The organism is Aequorivita sp. IT1183 (assembly GCF_058068265.1).
In genome coordinates, this window is the sequence record NZ_JBYRHS010000005.1 from 403657 (window position 1) to 422862 (window position 19206).

The 19206-nt window shown below is 34.8% G+C and carries 12 protein-coding genes; 7 read left to right on the forward strand and 5 right to left on the reverse strand.

All coding sequences use genetic code 11. From position 1 onward, the window contains the following. Positions 1-24 precede the first annotated feature (24 nt). From AC3RVF_RS12460 to AC3RVF_RS12470, 3 genes are all read left to right on the forward strand, one after another. Positions 25-2886, forward strand: coding sequence for a sensor histidine kinase (locus AC3RVF_RS12460; protein ID WP_489693483.1), 2862 nt, complete (start codon positions 25-27; stop codon positions 2884-2886). Continuing rightward, entirely contained in the window at positions 2887-3540 is a 654-nt protein-coding gene (locus tag AC3RVF_RS12465) for a response regulator (RefSeq protein WP_489693484.1), read from the forward strand. A 145-nt stretch (positions 3541-3685) separates the two neighbouring features. Further along, a complete protein-coding gene (locus tag AC3RVF_RS12470) occupies positions 3686-6709 on the forward strand; it encodes a sensor histidine kinase (RefSeq protein ID WP_489693485.1) in 3024 nt (1007 codons plus the stop codon). A gap of 133 nt (positions 6710-6842) precedes the next feature. Here AC3RVF_RS12470 and AC3RVF_RS12475 read toward each other — a convergent pair whose 3' ends face one another. After that, positions 6843-10070, reverse strand: coding sequence for a T9SS type A sorting domain-containing protein (locus AC3RVF_RS12475; protein ID WP_489692338.1), 3228 nt, complete (start codon positions 10068-10070; stop codon positions 6843-6845). A gap of 383 nt (positions 10071-10453) precedes the next feature. Between AC3RVF_RS12475 and AC3RVF_RS12480 the strand changes: the two genes are divergently transcribed. Continuing rightward, the gene (locus AC3RVF_RS12480; protein WP_489692339.1) at positions 10454-11098 is read left to right on the forward strand and encodes a response regulator transcription factor; all 645 of its coding nucleotides are present in this window, start codon (positions 10454-10456) and stop codon (positions 11096-11098) included. Positions 11099-11188: 90 nt separating this feature from the next. Here the strand turns inward: AC3RVF_RS12480 and AC3RVF_RS12485 are convergent, their stop codons facing one another. The 4 genes from AC3RVF_RS12485 to panC form a co-directional block, all read right to left on the reverse strand. Then, complete coding sequence (locus AC3RVF_RS12485; protein WP_489692340.1) at positions 11189-12337, reverse strand: alpha/beta hydrolase; 1149 nt, start codon at positions 12335-12337, stop codon at positions 11189-11191. Between the two features lie 82 nt (positions 12338-12419). Further along, complete coding sequence (locus tag AC3RVF_RS12490) at positions 12420-13391, reverse strand: lysylphosphatidylglycerol synthase transmembrane domain-containing protein (protein ID WP_489693486.1); 972 nt, start codon at positions 13389-13391, stop codon at positions 12420-12422. Position 13392: 1 nt separating this feature from the next. After that, the gene (panD, locus tag AC3RVF_RS12495; RefSeq protein WP_489693487.1) at positions 13393-13743 is read right to left on the reverse strand and encodes an aspartate 1-decarboxylase; all 351 of its coding nucleotides are present in this window, start codon (positions 13741-13743) and stop codon (positions 13393-13395) included. A 12-nt stretch (positions 13744-13755) separates the two neighbouring features. Next, positions 13756-14601 (reverse strand): pantoate--beta-alanine ligase, encoded by an 846-nt coding sequence (gene panC, locus AC3RVF_RS12500; protein ID WP_489693488.1) that lies wholly within the window; start codon positions 14599-14601, stop codon positions 13756-13758. Between the two features lie 129 nt (positions 14602-14730). Here panC and AC3RVF_RS12505 point away from each other — a divergent pair, with 129 nt between their 5' ends. The 3 genes from AC3RVF_RS12505 to glmS all read left to right on the forward strand — a co-directional run bounded on the left by AC3RVF_RS12505 (position 14731) and on the right by glmS (position 19093). Further along, on the forward strand, positions 14731-15540 hold the full coding sequence (locus tag AC3RVF_RS12505) for a glycogen/starch synthase (RefSeq protein ID WP_489692344.1): 810 nt from the start codon (positions 14731-14733) through the stop codon (positions 15538-15540). 148 nt (positions 15541-15688) lie between these two features. Beyond that, the gene (gene bamH / locus AC3RVF_RS12510; protein ID WP_489693489.1) at positions 15689-17236 is read left to right on the forward strand and encodes a BamH family beta-barrel-assembly machinery protein; all 1548 of its coding nucleotides are present in this window, start codon (positions 15689-15691) and stop codon (positions 17234-17236) included. Positions 17237-17245: 9 nt separating this feature from the next. Next, positions 17246-19093 (forward strand): glutamine--fructose-6-phosphate transaminase (isomerizing), encoded by a 1848-nt coding sequence (gene glmS / locus AC3RVF_RS12515; RefSeq protein ID WP_489692346.1) that lies wholly within the window; start codon positions 17246-17248, stop codon positions 19091-19093. Positions 19094-19206: the final 113 nt, after the last annotated feature.

Below are 19206 nucleotides of genomic sequence, written 5' to 3' on the forward strand. Positions count from 1 at the left end.
ATTTACGCTATCAACCTTCGCTAAATGAAATACATATTCCTCACATTTTTTTTCTTTGGCATATGTTCAATGGTTGCAACCGCCCAGCGATACCAATTTAAAGGATACAAAACAGAGGAAGGGCTTGTTAGCAATGAAACATTTGCAATACTTCAAGATAGCCAAAACAGAATTTGGGTGAGCACTACTGGCGGACTCAGTTGTTTTAACGGTAAAACTTTTACCAATTACACTACTGAAGACGGGCTGGCTTCAAATATAGTATTCAGCATTTTAGAAGATTCTAAGGGACGCATTTGGGTGGGAACGCTCGATAATGGCGTAAGCATAATAGAGAATGGTAAAATCACGAACCCAAAGGGTGAAGATTATAATAGTATGGGAGGCGTAACTTCTATATTGGAAGGCGCTGATGGCCTGATATATGTTATTTTTATAAATGGCATAGCAGTTTATAAAAATGGCAAGTTGGAGAACTTGTTTAAAGATGCTACTAAAAACCAACTTTCGGGGCTTCAAAGTGCTGCTTGGTATGATGATAATACAATGTACTTGGCTTCTACGAATGAGGGTATTTATAAATTGACTTTAGACCCCCTTAAAATTGAAAATATTTATAACCAAAAAGATGGTATAAATAATATTTGTTATTCCACTTTGGTGGATTATGAAAAGAACATTTGGGTGGGTGGATATGGCGAACTCTATAAAATAGCTAATGGCAAACTCACCTTATATAAATTTAAACCTGAAGATTTTGATAAGAATCGAATCTACGGAATTTTCGAGGAAAATGACACCGAGCTATATTTAAGCCTTGAGGGTAATGGATTTGGAATTTTTAATAAGCAAACAGGCCATTTAGAAATAATAAACGAAGCACAGGGACTCCCTACAAATTATATTTACCAAATCATAAAAGATACGGAAGGCAACCACTGGATGACTTCTTATGGCGAAGGAATTATTCGATTTAGAGATACTTCATTCAAAATTTATGACGAAACACAAGGGTTAGCATCGGTGAATGATATTGTGGAATGGAATGGGAAATTAATATTAGCAACGAATGATGGAGTAGTTGAGCTAGACGACAACAAGAATATCCGTCAAATTACTAAAGGCAATCCTATTAAAAATCTGTTTATTACAGCAGATAATAATCTTCTTTATAATACTGGCACAGCGGTTTTTGAACTCGCTATAAATAGCACCTCAGCCAAACTTATTGATGAAGGCGACTACAGTTTAATTTTCAATAACAAGAATAAAACATTTCTATTCGAGACCGATAGAATTAAGGTTCTTGCTAAAGACTCCACCTATTATATAAATTCAAAAAGATCCATTGCCATAGAGTCTATTGGAAACCGTTATATACTTTGTAAAGTAGGCGGTTTGTTTCAAATGAAGAATGATATAATAGACACTATTCCTGGCCTAGAAACTAATTTGCACCACGATTTTAGAAGTTTAGATGTTATCAACGCCAACGAAGTAATTGCTGGAGGTGATAAAAAGTTATATCATATAAAACTAGAGAACGACCATTTTAAAATTCAGACTTTTAATATGAGTCGTTTTGGTTCAATAAATCATTTTAGAGCCTTAAAAGTAGATGGCAACGATTTATGGCTAGCTGGAAGAGATTTATTGATAAAAGTAAATCTTGATATTTTACTAAAAAAGGACTCTATAGTTGCAAAATATTATGGCACTGCCCCCCATTTTTTGGGAAATGACATCGACTTTAATTCACTTTTAATAACAAAAAACAAAACAGTATTATCTACCTCGTTAAACGGAATTATTGCCTTCAATGAAAATGCATTCATACCCAATACCGAACCGCCGAAACTAGATCTTTCAGATGTTTATTTATTTTCGGAACCTTTAGACGATGGCATTTACAGGACTCCAGACGGCATAATCCTTCCATATCAAAAAAACTATTTAAGTTTTTCGATGGAAGCTATAACGTTTACTAATCCCGAAAATGTTAAGTTTAAATACCGAATGAAAGGCCTTCGAGATGATAACCATTGGTCTGAACCCACAACCGATTCAAAAGCTGTATTCTCTTACTTACCACCTGGAGATTATACTTTCGAGTTTACAGCTGATAACGGTAATGGTCTTTGGCAAATACATCCCTATGAATATTCTTTTAAAATAGAACTCCCCTTTTGGAAAACCTGGGTTTTTTGGGTTTCCTTATTAGCATTTACCGCTATAAGTATTTTTACTATTCAATATTATAGAAGCAAAATAGAACGCAAAAGAAATGAAATTTATACCCATAATCTCATTAAAGCTCAAGAGGAAGAACGCACTAGAGTGGCACGAGAACTTCACGATAGCGTGGGGCAAAAACTGATGCTTCTTACTAAAAAAACAAAAAATATTGGGAATCCTGAGATGGAAACACTAGCAAGCAATACGCTCGATGAGCTGCGAACAATTTCTAGAGGACTCCATCCAGCAACCTTAGAACGGTTAGGGCCAACAGCCGCAATCAAAAATATGATTGACGAAGTAGATACAAATACAAATATTTTTTTCACCCATCACATTGAAAATATAGACGATTTATTGAGCAAAGAAGCCTCCTTGCATTTGTATAGAATAATTCAAGAAGTGCTAAATAATATGGTAAAACACGCCGAAGCTAAAGCAGGTTCTGTGACGATTGCAAAAAAGAAAAACACTATTGAAGCAATTATAGCAGACAACGGAAAGGGTTTTGAAATTTCGGAGAAGGCTAAAACAGTCGCAAGTCTGGGAATGAAAACCTTGATGGAACGCGCAAAAATTTTAAATTCAAAAATTGACATTAAAAGCCAAATAAATAAAGGCACTAAAGTAACCCTTACTATCCCTATTTAAATGTTAGACAAAAGTAAAATCTCCATTGTAATTGCAGACGATCATCCCATGATTTTGAAAGGATTATTCGACGAGCTTAATGATAACGAGTATAATGTTGTAGCCCAAGCCACAGATGGTATGCAAGCTTTGGAAAAGATTTTAGTCCATAATCCAACCATCGCACTGCTGGATATTGACATGCCAATTTTAACAGGTTTCGACGTGATAAAAATGGCAAAACAAAAAGAAGTAGACACTAAGTTTATCGTGCTTTCTTTTCACAAGGAAACCGAATACATCTCGCAAGCACGGGCGCTTCAGATAAATGGATACCTATTAAAAGAAGATTCATTTTCGGAAGTTGAAGAATGCATTCAGGGTGTTTTGAATAATGATATTTACTTTAGTCGTTCTTTCGAAGCTTCTTCGCTTGCCAGTATTTCGGAAGATTTAAAAAAGTTGACGCTTCTAACTACTTCCGAAAAAAAGATTTTAAAACTAGTCTCCGAACAATTGAGCAGTAGTGAAATTGCCGATAAATTATTTATATCGGTTCGCACGGTAGAAAAACATAGAAGCAATATAATCACGAAAATGGCAATTGAAAACATATCGTCCAATTCACTTGCGGCTTGGGCGTATTTAAACAGGTTGACTATTAAAGAACTTTAGCGGTAATACTCAAAAAACCTAACTTTTCAGCTTTTAACATTTTCACAAAAACATTTCAAGTCTTTGAAATATAATCGCATACCTAAATATTTAAAAAAATAAGTACCTTTCAAAACAACTAAACAAATATTCTTCCACATATAGAATGACAAAAATATTCTTTTATTTTTTTCTGCTACTATGGACGGCCAATTTCGCTCAAACCGGACGAATACTTCAAAAAACATATACAAAACAAGAAGGTCTTGATATTGATGTTATTTCGGCCATGGCATTCGATAATGATGGTTTTTTATGGCTTGGCGGACAAAATCTTTCTGTCAGAAAAATAATAATTAGCGATAAAAAACTTGTTTTACAACGCTTTAACGGGAATACATTTCACAATATCTCTTTACCTCAATACAAGAATAGGATTCTTAAAGTAAATCAAATTTATAAACGGGATGATGGCAAATTCTATGTAACAGTATCACTTGATCAAGGAGCTTTGGTGCTGTTGTTTGATCCTTACACCAGTCGTTTTCAAGAATGTAATTTTCCAAACTTCGGAAACCCTATTGAAGCGACCTCATCAATTTTTAAATATAAAGGCAAAGATTATATATTATTCCAAAAAGAAGGTAGCATTACCTTGTGCATAATTGAGAGTAGCTCTAAAGTTATTCCTGTCTTTTCTTTTAAGCCAGAAACAACTAAATTTTTCGTAGATCTTTCAACTCGTTTTATTCCGTTTGATGATTTCTGTATAATTAGCGATGATAATTTTTTACCTACCGCATTCGATTGGAAAGGTAATAAACTAAGGAATTTTACGGATATATCTTTTAAAAACTCAAATACAAATCTAAAAAAAACGTGGATCGATGAGGTTTTTAAACACAACGATACCGTCTATTTTTTCAACTTTAATAATCCGCAGTTATATTTTGTTGATGAAAAAAACATAGCTATTCTTCCTGTAAATGGCAAAGCGAATTTTTTAGCAAGCGATAATTTATCTACCGTAAATGATGGTTTTAACAACAATTCAATAGTTACGGTTAAAAACAATCAAATAAATTTTCATGAATTTAAAAAAGGCAACTTAGAGTCACTTTTTACTGAAATAGATTTTGATTCCGGAACGGGTGTTCAAGTAATTTCAAATAATCTTAAAAATGAAATTTGGGTCGCAAATGGAAAAAGACAGCTGCATCAATTTAAATTTCCGTCGCAGAAAATAAAAACGTTCCTATTAAATAAAGGAATCCGTAGCCTCTATAAATTAAAGGCAGAAGAATATCTGGTAGCGACAGAAAAAGATGGATGGTACAAACTAAATACGAAGACCCAAAAAATTGAGCCGTATATTCTTACTGATGGGCAAATTAACGTATTGCCAATTTCTTCGAGAAATATAATAGCAGGGGAAGATGGGCTTTGGTCCAATGATTTTGGAAATATTATAAAGGTTGATACGACCTCGCATACCGTACACGAATGGCGTCTTTTTCCAGTTATTTGTATGGAAAAACCCAACGATTCTACGATTGTTTACGGCACAAATGAATATTATTTGATGTCCTTCAATACGCGTCTCAAGCAACATAAAAGTCTGTTGTTGACAGATTCTTTGTACATATACGATTTGGCTTTTAAAAGCAAAGATCCGCTTATAGTTGCAGGAACAGATAAAGGTCTTCTAACCTATAATCTGGAAACGAAGAAGCATAAATTTTACGGTACGTTACAAGGTCTTGAAGATCCTTTTATTTTAATGGTAGATTATACTGATGAAAATGGATTCGTATTAGGCACACGCTCTGGGAATGTGGTTTCTTTTGACCCAAAAACAGAAAAATTTAAAACAATTTATAAAGATGAATTAAAAGCTGGAATTGCAACCATACTTTATGAAGATACGCTGTGGTGGATAAATACATTTAATGGGCTTGTGGCCTTTAATAAATTAGACTGTTCAACAACGCGTTACTCTACTCAAGATGGATTGAGTGATAATGAAGCCAATAGATATAGTGCACTTAATACCGAAGAAGGCTTTTTGGTTGGAACATTGAACGGCTTAAATTATTTTAATCCACATGATTTAAGACCTCAGGAGAGCATTTCGAAATTAGTCCTACTGAAGGTTAAAAAATATGACTCCGAGAAAAATAAAGTTGAAGAAATTTTAAACAGAAATGCTTTTGAAACTAACAAAACAATAGTTCTTTCATCAGAGAACAGGGCTTTAGAATTAGATTTTTCAGTTACCAATGCAGTTTCGTCTCCTGAAAACACCTATAAATACAGGCTTAATAATGAAGAATGGATAAATTTAAACAAACAACAATCTATTCGGTTTCCCAATCTTGCTGCAGGGAACTATTTATTGGAAATAGAAGCTTTGGATTTTTCAGGAAAGAAAATCGCAGAATCACTCTTTTTGAATATAGACTCCAAGAAATTCTTTTATAAAACAGGGTGGTTTTATCTTTTACTATCATTGGCGTGTATTTTATTTATGTTTTGGATGTTGAATCAAACGCGAATACGACGAAAACTTCAAGAAAAATTTTCGCACGATCTTATGCAATCTCAAGAAAATGAACGCACGCGTATTGCTCGTGAATTACACGATAGTGTGGGACAACAACTCACTCTTATTAAAAAGAAAGCCCAGAACCTCGAGCAAGATGAAATAACCAATTTAACCCATAATGCGCTTGAAGAAGTACGGGAAATTTCACGGGGGTTGTATCCTTCAGTTTTGAAACAATTGGGGCTTTCGGAATGTATTGGACAATTACTTTATGATCTCGATGAAGAAACTAATATTTTTTTCACAATAGAAATTGAAAATATAGACACATATTTTAATGAAGAAGCAGCCTTGAATATTTATAGATTTATTCAAGAATGCCTTACAAATATTATAAAACACGCTGAGGCAAAAGCCGTTTCTTTAATGATACAAAAGCAGAAAAATTCGATTTTAATTTTTATAAGCGATAACGGAAAAGGGTTTAATACTTCCGATTCATTCAAACAAAAAAGTCTGGGACTTAAAACCTTGTCGGAGAGAATCCGTATTTTAAATGGCAGTTTCTTAATTGAAAGTAAACCGGGAAAAGGAACAACCATAAAGGCACATTTGTCTATAAAAGATGGAACAAAAAAAGACTAGCAACAAACGATTATCCCCTACTTTTAGAAGGTTAACACAATGAGTTGAAGAGCTACAGTTTTTAAGAAAGTGTAATAAAAAAAGCTATACCAGAAACAATCCGGTATAGCTTTTTAAATGTACTGAACACTTTTTATTGCTTGAGGAGTTTTTTAGTAACGACTCCTTTTTCAGAAATAAACTGAATAAAATATAAGCCGGAATTTAAATTTTCAGCTTTAAATGTGAATGAATGTTTACCCGCCTCTATCAATGAGTCGGTTAGAATGGTAACTATTCTTCCACTAATATCCTGTACAATTAATTTTCCATGGATAGACTCGTCCAGACTTACCGTTATTGTTGATTCATACGACATTGGATTAGGATAAACTGAAATATCAACCATATCATCCCAAGACTGGGTTTTGTTATCTATAGATTTTTCAGAATTACTAACTGCTATTACTTCTGGAGTTCTATAATTAACCACGTCCTGACACGAAACACTTATTACAAGCGGTTCAAGGAATCGATGGCCAGTGTATCCTGAATTGTCTTTAAATTTAATTGTTTCCGCATAGCAACTACCTTCCAGTAAACTGTCATCAAATTCCACTTTACCCTCTGGTGCTATAATCGTTCCTTGAACTAAAGATTCCTTAAAATGTGTGGAGCCATGACCATCTACAAAGTAAAATATATCGCGTGTTGAAGTTCCGTTTATTGCAACAAAGGATAGATCTTTTTTATTCGCATCCCATTTGTGGAGAAATAGGTTTACAGGCCCTTGTGTAGCATCAAACTGAACAGTAGCATGATCCTTAGAAAATTTCCAATCTTTAATATAGTAATCTCCCGATTGAAGTATAAGAACAGCATTCTCCTCTAATTTTACTTCCTTGTACGTACCCGGCGGAAGCATGAGGGTTTCATTTCTTGCTACTTTTATCTTTATTTTACTAGTATTTATAGGGAATGAGAGTGCAGGAATTTGCGGCAACGTTGCACAAGAAGAATATTCACTTATTTGACCTAATGCTTCAAATTCTGCTTTATTCCCTGAAATATCGATATAAGAACTAGTTTGTACATAATCTACAATTACATCAGATTCTCCTTTCACTTCTATCTTTTCTCCTGAATGTAAATCTCCTACAATAATTGCAGGCCCAGAATTGTATTTTGAAACATTTTCAAATTTAATTTTTTCAGTGGCACCAGCATTTCCTTTTGAGGTGCGTTGCGTTTTACTGAAAGTTAAATACTTTGTACTATACACTGCAAAATCTTCTAAGGAAGAAATTACACTTGCGCCAAGGTCAACAGTTTCAACAATATCTGGCGCCGTGGTCGATAAAGTACACTGATTGAAATTACTTTCTACAACTGTGCCAATAGGACTGATAGCAAATGCTTTTGAAGAAACATCATAGGTTACGGTACCAAAACATCCATCACCTAGGATTGCTGAAGTTTCAGGTTTGACTCTAACTAATATTTCAATAAATTTATTTTCATTAACAGCAATGCTATTCGATACATCTAATAAATTAATTTGTTGATCCCCGTCAAAAGTTGCGCTCGTAAAAAAAGAATCACTTGTAATACATTCTACTGAAAATGATTCAGTTGAAGCAAATGTTGAAGCCAAGTCAAAATCTACCCGAACATCGTTTAAAACAACATCTCCATTATTCTGAACACCAATTTTGTAAACAACCAAGCGTTCACCTCCACCAGCATTCACCACATCTTCTACAGTTACCGAACTAATAGAAACTACTGGATTTTCAGGATCTAAAATAAAATTAGGCAACTGAAATACATTCGACGGTTCAAGGTGTATCGTATGATCAATAATCGTATTTTCTCCTACCATATTACGATTCGTAGTAAGCTCAACAAGTGTTTCATTTATAACATTTGGAACATTAATTTCTGCAAATTTCACTTCTACACTTTCAAAGTATTTTTGCTTTGAGAGCGATTTAAAATCTCCATTCATAAAAGTAGTCCCAGAAGCATTTTGTGGTTGGTTTAAATCTGAAGGAAATTCTGCAATAATGTATTGTCCAGCTATTAATGATACAAGTTGATTGGTTCCGGTATGAGATACTGTGTTGTTTTCATTATAAACGGTATAAATCATGGATTGGCCCAGATCAATTTGCAAATTCACCACAGGAGTAAAATCAAATTGCATTTCCTGATCTACAGTAAATTTTGGTGAAATATCGCCTAAATCCATACTTCCTAAACCACCACCTAAGCTGAAACTAGTAGTAAAACCTGCATAATCTAGAAACGAAACCAAATCGTATTTCAGATCGCTCAAATCACTTTTATTCCCCGAAACAGAAATTGTTCGGCCCCCATTACTGGCTGAAAAGCCCAATTCTGAATTCGATACTTTTTTAAAAGTTCCTTCAATTTCAGGTAATGTTGGGCCATTTGGCGGTAAATCTGGAAGAGTAACAGTAACCGTATTTTGATTTGGGAAAGTCGCTACCGAATAGCTAGTTCCATAGGCTCTATTATATGCATTGATTAGTGTCTGACTAATATTTAGTAATGGCGTAGCAGGTGAAAGAGCCCCGCAGGAAAATAATTGAGCTTCATTAGCATTCGGTCCGAACGCATTTTCACAAATGTTTAGCACGGGAGGAAAACTGGGGATTCCAGGACCATCAAATGAAAATTCAAACCCTTGATTAAACGTATATAATGTTTTACAATAACTTGGAAGTGGGTCTGGAGGGTTAACACCAATTCCGAAATAAGCATTAACGCCTACGTTTGCGTGAAAATCTAGGTTTTGAAGCAGCGGACCTACCTCTTGATTTATAAATGGAGGGGTCACCTTTAACTTATCTTGCTTAGAAGGTTCCAAGATTGTATATGCGGTATTAATACGGATGTCATCACCACACCCAAAAGTATTCTGTTCCGGATAAGTGATTGTAATTTCAACAGGATAATCAATTTCAATATTTGAATTTCCAACTTCGCGAACTAGATAATATCCACCTGCATCTACAGAAGCACCCACAGAAAAGGTTGGCGTAAATCCTGAACATAAAATTCCGCCGCCACTATTCGCAGCATTCTGTAACCAACCCGGTATGCTAATTCCGTTCGCTCCAAGCAAACCAACAGCCACATCCAGCCCAATATTTGGAGCCCGGTCGCTTTGGAAATTCTTTGTGAAGCTCACTTGAGAGGCACCTCCAACTAAAGGAGTAGGGTCTAATTGTACATTATTCATATTTTCTTGATAACTAAAGTTCTGTGATACAGAACTAGTAGTTCCAGCAACTTGCCCAATCAAGGCAGCACTAGAAAAAATACTTAGTATTAAAAAAGAGTAGAATTGTTTCATAATATTGGTTTTAAAAGTTAATACCACAATTGAAACAGAAGATGCGTGAGGCAAACTAAACGCATCAAAACGCAGGAAAATTTAAAAGTAAGAAATGGGAAACCTTCTATAATAATACGAATTATTATTATAGAATTTTCGTCAATTTTTACGTATGGGTACGTAGTAAAACCTGTTAATAGCCCATTTTACTAGTGGTTGCAAATGTGTGAAATTTTAGTCGCCTTTCAAATATTAAGAAACATGCTTAAGCAAAAGCCGTATCTTTAAAAATACTAAGGAAAAAATTACGATTTTAAGTTTTATTCGCAACAACGGAAATAGCGTAATTGAAAGTAATCCGGGAAAAGGAGCGAAAATAAATACAGAAGCTCTCAAAATAAATGAACAGCAAAATAAAAATATTAGTAGCAGACGATCATCCCATGCTTTTAAAAGGTTTGAGCGACGAGTTAAAAAGCTTTGGTTATACAGTTTTGGAAGGTGCCTCTAATGGTGCCCACGCATTAGATTTAATTACCGAACTACAACCTGATATTGCAATGTTGGATATTGAAATGCCTTTACTTTCAGGGTTTGAAGTAATAAAAAAATGCAAGGAAAAAAATTGTAAAACCAAATTTATTTTACTCACTTCGCATAAGGAAAAAGCTTTTGTGCTGCGCGCAAAAAAATTGGAAATTCAAGGATATTTATTAAAAGATGAGCCCTTTTCAGAAATAAACAAATGCATCCAGGCTGTATCAAAAGGCGAGTATTATTTTAGTAATATATTTGAAAATGTGTTTAGCACTGAAATTTCGCCTCAGCTCGAAAAAATAAAATTTCTTTCCCCTTCTGAAAGAACCATTGTACGCTTGGTGGCTCAAGAAAAATCTTCTAAAGAAATAGCAGAGTTACTTAGCATATCGTTTCGTACTGTACAAAAACATCGCACCAATATTATTTCAAAACTGGATTTACCTGCCAGTACAGATGCACTTTCAGTTTGGACACAGGAAAACAAAGAAATTATTTCCTCCCTTTAATTTTATTTTAAAGTACGTAAATCAACCCGATATAGAAATCGTTAATCTTAAGCGACCCAAGTGGTTTGAATTTTTGATGTAGTATGAAATTTAATACCCAAAATCACTCTTTATCTTTTCCGCTCTATCTAATAGTTTGTCTATTGTAATAAAATCTACTTCCTCTTTATCATAAGCTCCTTGAAAGATTTTCATTGCTTTTTTGGGTTCGCCAGTTTCTTCATAATAACGTCCCAAATAGTAATCGCCAAGAACAGTTTCTGTGTATTGCTTTTTCGCCAATGTGGCAATTTCTCGAAGTGATTCCCACTGCTTTAATTTTTCTGAAGCAGTAGCTGCAGCTATATAATCGTTTACTCGAATGTTATTTGTAATCCCGAAAAGATCTTCAATAACTTTATATTTATCAAAGAGATATTGACTAACAGGCGTTTTCAATTGTAGCAAAACTTCAGAATATTCTTTTTTGCTAATGGGTCTATAAACCGAAAATATTTTTTCCAAAGCATTCGGAATACCGCGTCCTCCTAAAGAGTAATGGGTTGCACCATCAAAGTTGTCATAATAATAGCTAAACGTTTTGCTTTCTAAGCCACTTAACTGTTTGTTTAAATCTTCAGTTGCTTCCATCAACCCTTTTATATCATCAGTTCCAGTAGCTAAATAGTAAAATATTTTTTCCTTTATTTGAGGTATTCTGTCTACCAGCCGTTGCTCCATCATTGGGGCCATATCCGGACTCAGATTGATATATCCATTAAGTAACGGTGGATCTTTAAAAAGATAATAGTTTAAAAAGTTGGCTGTAAAGTCGTGCCCAACCCCAATAATAAATTTAGCCGTGCGGTATTTTTTATCAATATATGGTATTAGTTCCAGCCCAATAAATTCAAAGAATTTTGCGCCTTTATCATCTGGAAAGAAAGTATTGTCATCATAAGAGCAATCAAAATAACGCGAATCGTCCTGCATAATTCCAACAACAATAGACTCTGGCATGTCTTCCCAATAACTAAAATAATCTACGTTTCCTGCCACAGGCTCAAATAGATAATCAGCATCTAACACTAAAACGATGGGGTATTTCTTGTCAACGTTTTTATCGTAATTTCTGGGAAGCTGAATTTTCAATCTACGGTTCTGGTCTAGTTTAGTAGATTTAAATTGTTCGTATATAATTTGCGAAAAGGATGCGTTGCTCAGTAAAACGCACATGGAGAACATCAAAATATTTTTCATTACCCTAATTTTTTAATAATTGGAAAGGTAACAAATTAATCATTTGTAAATTTTAAGAAATCAAGATTTACGAAATAAAGGGCTACAATTTTAGTCGTTTCCTGTTATAAATAGGAAGCAATACCAAAGATAGCACGCCAAAGAAAACAATTGAGCCAATGTTTGAAACCCAAACAATCCAACCGAATGCAATGCCCACAGTTGTGGCTATCCCGAAAATAGTTAGAATACCAGCAACCGCAGCAGGATAGGTTCCAAAGCCACTATTAGTAAAAGCAAAAGTGAAACTACCCACTACAAAAGCAGTAATTATAGTGCTAAAAGGAATGTTGGAAGTTTCAGGCAAAGCGTGCAGTGCAGTATAAAAGGAAAGTAGGTACAAGCCCCAAATAATAAATGTGTGAAAAATAAAAGCTCCTTTTTTGCGCATTTTCAAAATACTGAAAACACCTTCTTTTAAGCCTATTACGAAGTTTTTCAACTTCTTATTAATGTTTGATTTTGAAAATTTAATATAAAGCGGAATGCTTATGACGCCCAAAATAATTCCGAAGATAATAACGTATAATAGCGAAGAGGGAATACTACTAACAACATAATCGTACAACACTTCAAACTTTACTACTAAGGCCACAACAGTGAAGAAAAGCAGAAATATTAAATCTACAACTCTTTCAGAAATAATGGTTCCGAAGCCTTTTTGGAACGGCACTCCTTCATATTTATCTAAAATAATACCTCGGGAGAATTCGCCACTTTTCGGAATAAAAATATTCATTAAGTAGGCGACAGAAACGGCCATAAAATTGTTAGCCAATTTAGTGTGATAGCCCAATGGTTCCAACATAAACCCCCACCTGTAGGCTCGCGAAAGATGGCTTAAAATACTAAGCAATACCGAAAGCAATACAAAGCCGTAATTAGCATCTGTAAAATACTTTTTGGTTTCGGCGAGTTGTTGTGGGGTGAAGGATTGATAAATATACCAAATCAAGAAAATCCCCAAACCTAACGGAACGGCAATCTGTAAAAATTTTGAAAGGGAACGACTCAATTTAACGAAGTAAATTTGTTTCCTCGTCTGGGAAAATTAAGGATGGTTTAAAGGCTTTTGCCTCTTCCACCTCCATAATTGCATAGGTAATAAGTATTAGCACATCGCCTGGGGCCACGCGTCTTGCAGCGGCACCATTAAGTGTTATTTCACCACTATTGCGAGGACCGGGAATGGCGTAAGTTTCGAGTCTTTCGCCGTTATTATTATTTACTATTTGAACTTTTTCGCCTTCAATAATGTTAGCGGCGTCCATTAAATCTTCATCAATAGTAATGCTGCCAATGTAATTTAGATCGGCGCCTGTAACTTTTACTCTATGGATTTTAGATTTTACTACGTGTATTTGCATGGTGCAAAGGTATTAATTTAAAGACATATTATCAATCAGCCTAATTTCGCCTGAAAATGCTGCAATAAAAGCTCTGTATTTTGAAGCTTTACTTTTACGCTTTGCGGTTTTCAGCGTTTCTTCGTTGGCGATTTCAAAATATTCTAATTCTATATGTGAATTTTGCAAAAACCGTTCCGCAACCAAAGCATTCAAATCTGCAATAGATGTTGAATCAAATTTTTCGCGAATTTCTTTTAAAGTTTTATGAATAATTGCAGCTTCATCAAACTGTTTTGGGCTTAGTCGTTTATTTCGCGAACTCATTGCAAGACCGTTGTCCTCTCTTAAAATAGGGCATCCAACGATTTTTACAGGAAGTTTTTCGATAGCGACTAATTTTTTTACTATCTGTAATTGCTGAAAATCCTTTTCGCCAAAATAGGCCGCATTTGGTTGTACAATCTTTAAAAGTTTGCTCACCACGGTTCCCACTCCGTCAAAATGTCCTTTTCGGTGTTTGCCTTCCATTTCATTCTCCAAAGCGCCAAAATTATATTTCTTTGCTGCAACAGAATCGCCATACAAATCTGAAATCTCTGGCAAATACACGATTATTTGTCTCTTTAAATTTTTTAATAGCAAAATATCGTCATCGGGCGTACGTGGATATTTTTGAAGATCTGTGCTGTTATTAAATTGAGTTGGATTTACAAAAATGCTTACCACCACTTTATCATTTTCTTCCAAAGCTTTAATAACTAAGGACATGTGCCCTTTATGTAATGCACCCATCGTTGGCACAAAACCTATTTTGTCATTTTTCGCCACGGAAGACAAGGCATGTACTAAGGATTCTTTCTGGGTATGTATTACCATAAAATTGCTTTAAGAGCGGGCAAAATTAATATATTAAAGACAATCTACATAAATTTTCGTAATTTTGCGTGTTTTTAAATGCCTCGATACTTCGAAGCAAATTGCAAATAATTCTAAAAAATCTAATAGATGAAAGATAAAAGAGTCTTGTATGTGTCATCAGAAGTAATACCTTATCTTCCCGAGACCGAGATTTCTTCAATGTCGTTTGAAGCTCCTAGAATGATCAACAACAATGGCGGCCAGATAAGAATATTTATGCCCCGCTATGGCAATATTAACGAAAGAAGGCACCAATTGCACGAAGTGATTCGTCTTTCGGGAATGAATTTGGTAATAAACGACCTAGATATGCCATTGATAATTAAAGTGGCTTCAATCCCAAAAGAACGCATTCAGGTTTATTTTATTGACAATGAAGATTATTTCAAAAGAAAAGCAACTTATGCAGATGAAGAAGGCAACTTCTATAAAGATAATGACGAGCGTGCTATTTTCTTCGCAAAAGGTGTAATTGAAACGGTTAAGAAATTAAACTGGGCTCCAGATATTATTCACGTTCACGGGTGGCTTGCAGCTTTTTTACCTTTGTACTTACGTAATTATTACGGCAACGAACCATTATTCGAAAACAGTAAAATTGTTACCTCTGTGTACAATACTGGCTTTGAAGGCTCGTTAGCTAAAAACACAATAGATAAAATAAGGTATGATGCTATTGATGATGAGGCGATAATAGAACTTGAAGACCCAAGTTATGTAAACCTTATGAAAATTGCTATTAAAAATTCAGACGCAATTATAGTTGCTTCTGAAGTAATTCCGAAGGAGCTTGAAGATTTTATTAACACTTTAGACAAACCTGTGTTAAAATATCATAATATGGAAAATTTTTCACAAGCATATTTAGACTTTTACAGCTCAGAAGTTTTAGAATAATCTCATCAACAATTTGGTTGGAATGTTTATAAAACATTTGATTACTAGAACTTAAAAAACAGATGAAGTTTCTCCCCATTATTTACAAAACAAATTAAACAAATAAGTTAGGCAAAATTCTTTCCTATTTATAAAACATTCTATGCAGATGAAAATTAAATCTTTGTTGCCAATTGCTGGTGCTATTTTCTTTATTGTAATCGCGCTTTCTTCTTGTGAAAAAGAAATTACAAATATCGGTTCCGAAGTGCTAGGTACCGAAATTCCAAACGGTATTTTAGACGACTCGCAAACCATTATATCTTACAGCCGAAAATTAGGTCCATTACAAAGCAACAGGCTTCCCGTATATCAATTTGGCGTTTATAACGATCCTGTTTATGGAAAATCAACGGTAAATTTACTATCCCAACTTACGCTTGAAAGTAGCGACCCAAAATTTGGAGACAGTCCTATTGTAGATAGCGTATTTGTTTACTTACCTTATTTCAGCACCGAAACGATTGCAGACAGTGTATCGACCTATGAACTAGATTCAATTTATGGGTCTGCGCCTATAAATCTATCAATTTTTCAATCAAAATATTTTTTGAGAGACTACGATCCTAACACTGGATTTCAGGAATTTCAAAATTACTATACCAACCAAGGGCCAACCTTCGAACAATTTTTAGGTGAAGAATTGGCCACAGTTACCAATTTTATTCCAACATCTAATGGTTATGTATTTAACGCAGGAGAGGATGAAGAAGTAAAACTTCCTCCCGGACTTCGCGTAAAACTGGATTCTACATTCTTCCAAACCAATATTATTGATATGGAAGGCACTCCAGAATTGCGAAATAGCAATAACTTCAAAAACTTTTTAAGAGGACTTTATTTCGATGTAAGTTCGACAACAGACGACGGAAGTCTTTTCATTTTTGATGCTACCAAAGCTTCTGTAACTATATATTACAGTTATAATAACGAAGATGATCCTGACGTGCGAGAAAACAGCACTTTCAAATTGAATTTTAGCGGCGGTGTTAGTGTGAATACATTTACAAACGAGCAGTTACCGCAACAAATACAAACCGCAATCGAGAATCCAAATATTCAAACCGGAGATGAAAATCTTTATCTGCGTGGTGGTGATGGTATTATTTCAGTAGTGGAATTATTCGGAAAGGATAACGACAACAATGGTGTGGCAGATGATCTTGAAACACTTCGCGATAAAAAATGGCTTATAAATGAAGCCAATCTAATCTTTTACGTAAACCAAGATTTAATGGTTGGCGGCGATACGGAACCTGAACGAATTATAATCTACGACCTTAAAAACAGTAATGTTTTGGCAGATTACAATTTAGACACTACAAACGGTTTAGATCCCGTGGACGCTCTTACAACCCACTATGGCAAATTGCAACGAGGTAGCGATGGTAAAGGCGAATATTACAAATTGAGAATAACAAACCATATCAGTAATTTGATAAACAAGGACAGTACAAATGTACCATTAGGTATTGTTGTTTCTCACAACGTACTTAACGTTACAACACAAAAATTACAAAATCCTATGGAACCTAGTATTAAACAAGTTCCTACAAGTACTGTAATTTCTCCAGAAGGCACTATCTTGCATGGTAATGCGTCGTCTAATCTAGAGAAAAGATTAAAACTTCAAATTTATTATACCGAACCAAATTAAAAGTCGATTATGTGTGGAATTGTAGGCTATATTGGCAAAAGAGAAGCATACCCCATTATTCTTAACGGATTAAAACGCTTAGAATACAGAGGATATGACAGTGCAGGAATTGCACTTTTTGACGGCACTGATATTCAACTTTGCAAAACAAAAGGCAAAGTTGCAAACCTGGAGACTAAAGCCAATAAAGAGATTACCCGAAAAGGAAATTTGGGAATTGGTCATACTCGTTGGGCTACCCACGGAATACCAAACGATGTAAACAGCCACCCGCACTATTCTAATAGTGGTGATCTAGTTATAATACATAACGGTATAATTGAAAATTACGGTTCACTTAAAAAAGAATTGATAAAAAGAGGATACACTTTTAAATCTGACACAGATACCGAGGTTCTAGTAAACCTTATTGAGTATATTCAAATTAAAGAAAACGTAAAACTTGGAAAAGCCGTGCAGATTGCTTTAAACCAAGTGGTAGGTGCTTATGCAATAGCACTTTTTGACAAAAAGAAGCCTAACGAAATTGTGGTTGCAAAACTGGGCAGTCCATTGGCAATTGGTATTGGCGATGACGAATTTTTTGTGGCCAGCGATGCTTCACCCTTTATTGAATTTACGAACAATGCCATCTATTTGGAAGATGATGAAATGGCAATTATTCGTCTTGGGCGCGATGTGAAAATTCGCAAAATAAAAGACGATATACTTGTTGCACCGTATATTCAAGAACTTCAACTTAATTTGGAGCAAATTGAAAAAGGAGGCTATGAGCATTTTATGCTTAAAGAAATTTACGAACAGCCTTCTGTTATTAAAGATACCTATCGAGGAAGATTACTTGCCGATAAAGGAATAGTAAGACTTGGCGGACTTGAAGATTATATAGAGAAATTTATAAATGCAGACCGCATTATAATTGTTGCTTGCGGAACTTCGTGGCATGCAGGCTTAGTAGCCGAATATATTATTGAAGATTTAGTACGCATTCCGGTAGAAGTAGAATACGCTTCTGAGTTCCGTTATCGCAATCCAATTATTTCAGAGAAAGATGTGGTTATCGCTATTTCTCAAAGTGGTGAAACAGCAGATACACTTGCTGCAATAAAACTTGCAAAGTCAAAAGGCGCTTTCGTTTATGGGGTTTGTAACGTTGTTGGCTCTACTATTTCAAGAGAAACCCATACAGGTACATATACACACGCCGGGCCAGAAATTGGCGTTGCTTCTACTAAAGCGTTCACAACACAAATAACAGTTTTAACAATGATGGCGTTGCGTTTGGCAAAAGCCAAAGGCACTATTAGCCAAAGCGATTTTATGCTTTATTTACGAGCGCTAGAATTGATTCCAAGCCAAGTTGAAGAAGCTCTAAAAACAGATGATAAAATAGAGGAAATCTCTGCTGTTTTTAAAGATGCTACAAACTTCCTTTACTTAGGAAGAGGTTACAACTTTCCAGTAGCTTTGGAAGGTGCTTTAAAACTAAAGGAGATTTCATACATCCACGCAGAAGGTTATCCCGCTGCCGAAATGAAGCACGGACCAATTGCTTTAATAGATGAACAAATGCCTGTTGTGGTTATTGCTATAAAAAGCGATCATTACGATAAGGTTGTAAGCAACATTCAAGAAATAAAAGCTAGAAAAGGAAAAATTATCGCCGTGGTTACTAAAGGTGATACTGTGGTAAAAGAAATGGCAGACTACGTTATGGAAGTGCCACATACAGCAGAAGCTTTAACACCTCTATTAACAACCATTCCTTTGCAATTGCTTTCCTATCATATTGCAGTAATGTTAGGCAGAAATGTAGATCAGCCACGTAATTTGGCGAAATCTGTTACTGTTGAATAATATTTCTTAGAGAAGAGAAACAAGAAAATTAATAAAATGATATGCGGCTTGAACTACTTTGTGGTTTCAAGCCGTTTTCTTTTGATTTCCATAATTCATTTTTTGAAAATATC

Bases quoted from the DNA above. Each gene is read 5' to 3' on its own strand.
- AC3RVF_RS12480 (WP_489692339.1), top strand. From the start codon at position 10,454: ATGAACAGCAAAATAAAAATATTAGTAGCAGACGATCATCCCATGCTT.
- AC3RVF_RS12460 (WP_489693483.1), top strand. From the start codon at position 25: ATGAAATACATATTCCTCACATTTTTTTTCTTTGGCATATGTTCAATG.
- glmS (WP_489692346.1), top strand. From the start codon at position 17,246: ATGTGTGGAATTGTAGGCTATATTGGCAAAAGAGAAGCATACCCCATT.
- panC (WP_489693488.1), bottom strand. From the start codon at position 14,601: ATGGTAATACATACCCAGAAAGAATCCTTAGTACATGCCTTGTCTTCC.
- AC3RVF_RS12470 (WP_489693485.1), top strand. From the start codon at position 3,686: ATGACAAAAATATTCTTTTATTTTTTTCTGCTACTATGGACGGCCAAT.
- bamH (WP_489693489.1), top strand. From the start codon at position 15,689: ATGAAAATTAAATCTTTGTTGCCAATTGCTGGTGCTATTTTCTTTATT.
- AC3RVF_RS12505 (WP_489692344.1), top strand. From the start codon at position 14,731: ATGAAAGATAAAAGAGTCTTGTATGTGTCATCAGAAGTAATACCTTAT.
- AC3RVF_RS12465 (WP_489693484.1), top strand. From the start codon at position 2,887: ATGTTAGACAAAAGTAAAATCTCCATTGTAATTGCAGACGATCATCCC.
- AC3RVF_RS12485 (WP_489692340.1), bottom strand. From the start codon at position 12,337: ATGAAAAATATTTTGATGTTCTCCATGTGCGTTTTACTGAGCAACGCA.
- panD (WP_489693487.1), bottom strand. From the start codon at position 13,743: ATGCAAATACACGTAGTAAAATCTAAAATCCATAGAGTAAAAGTTACA.
- AC3RVF_RS12475 (WP_489692338.1), bottom strand. From the start codon at position 10,070: ATGAAACAATTCTACTCTTTTTTAATACTAAGTATTTTTTCTAGTGCT.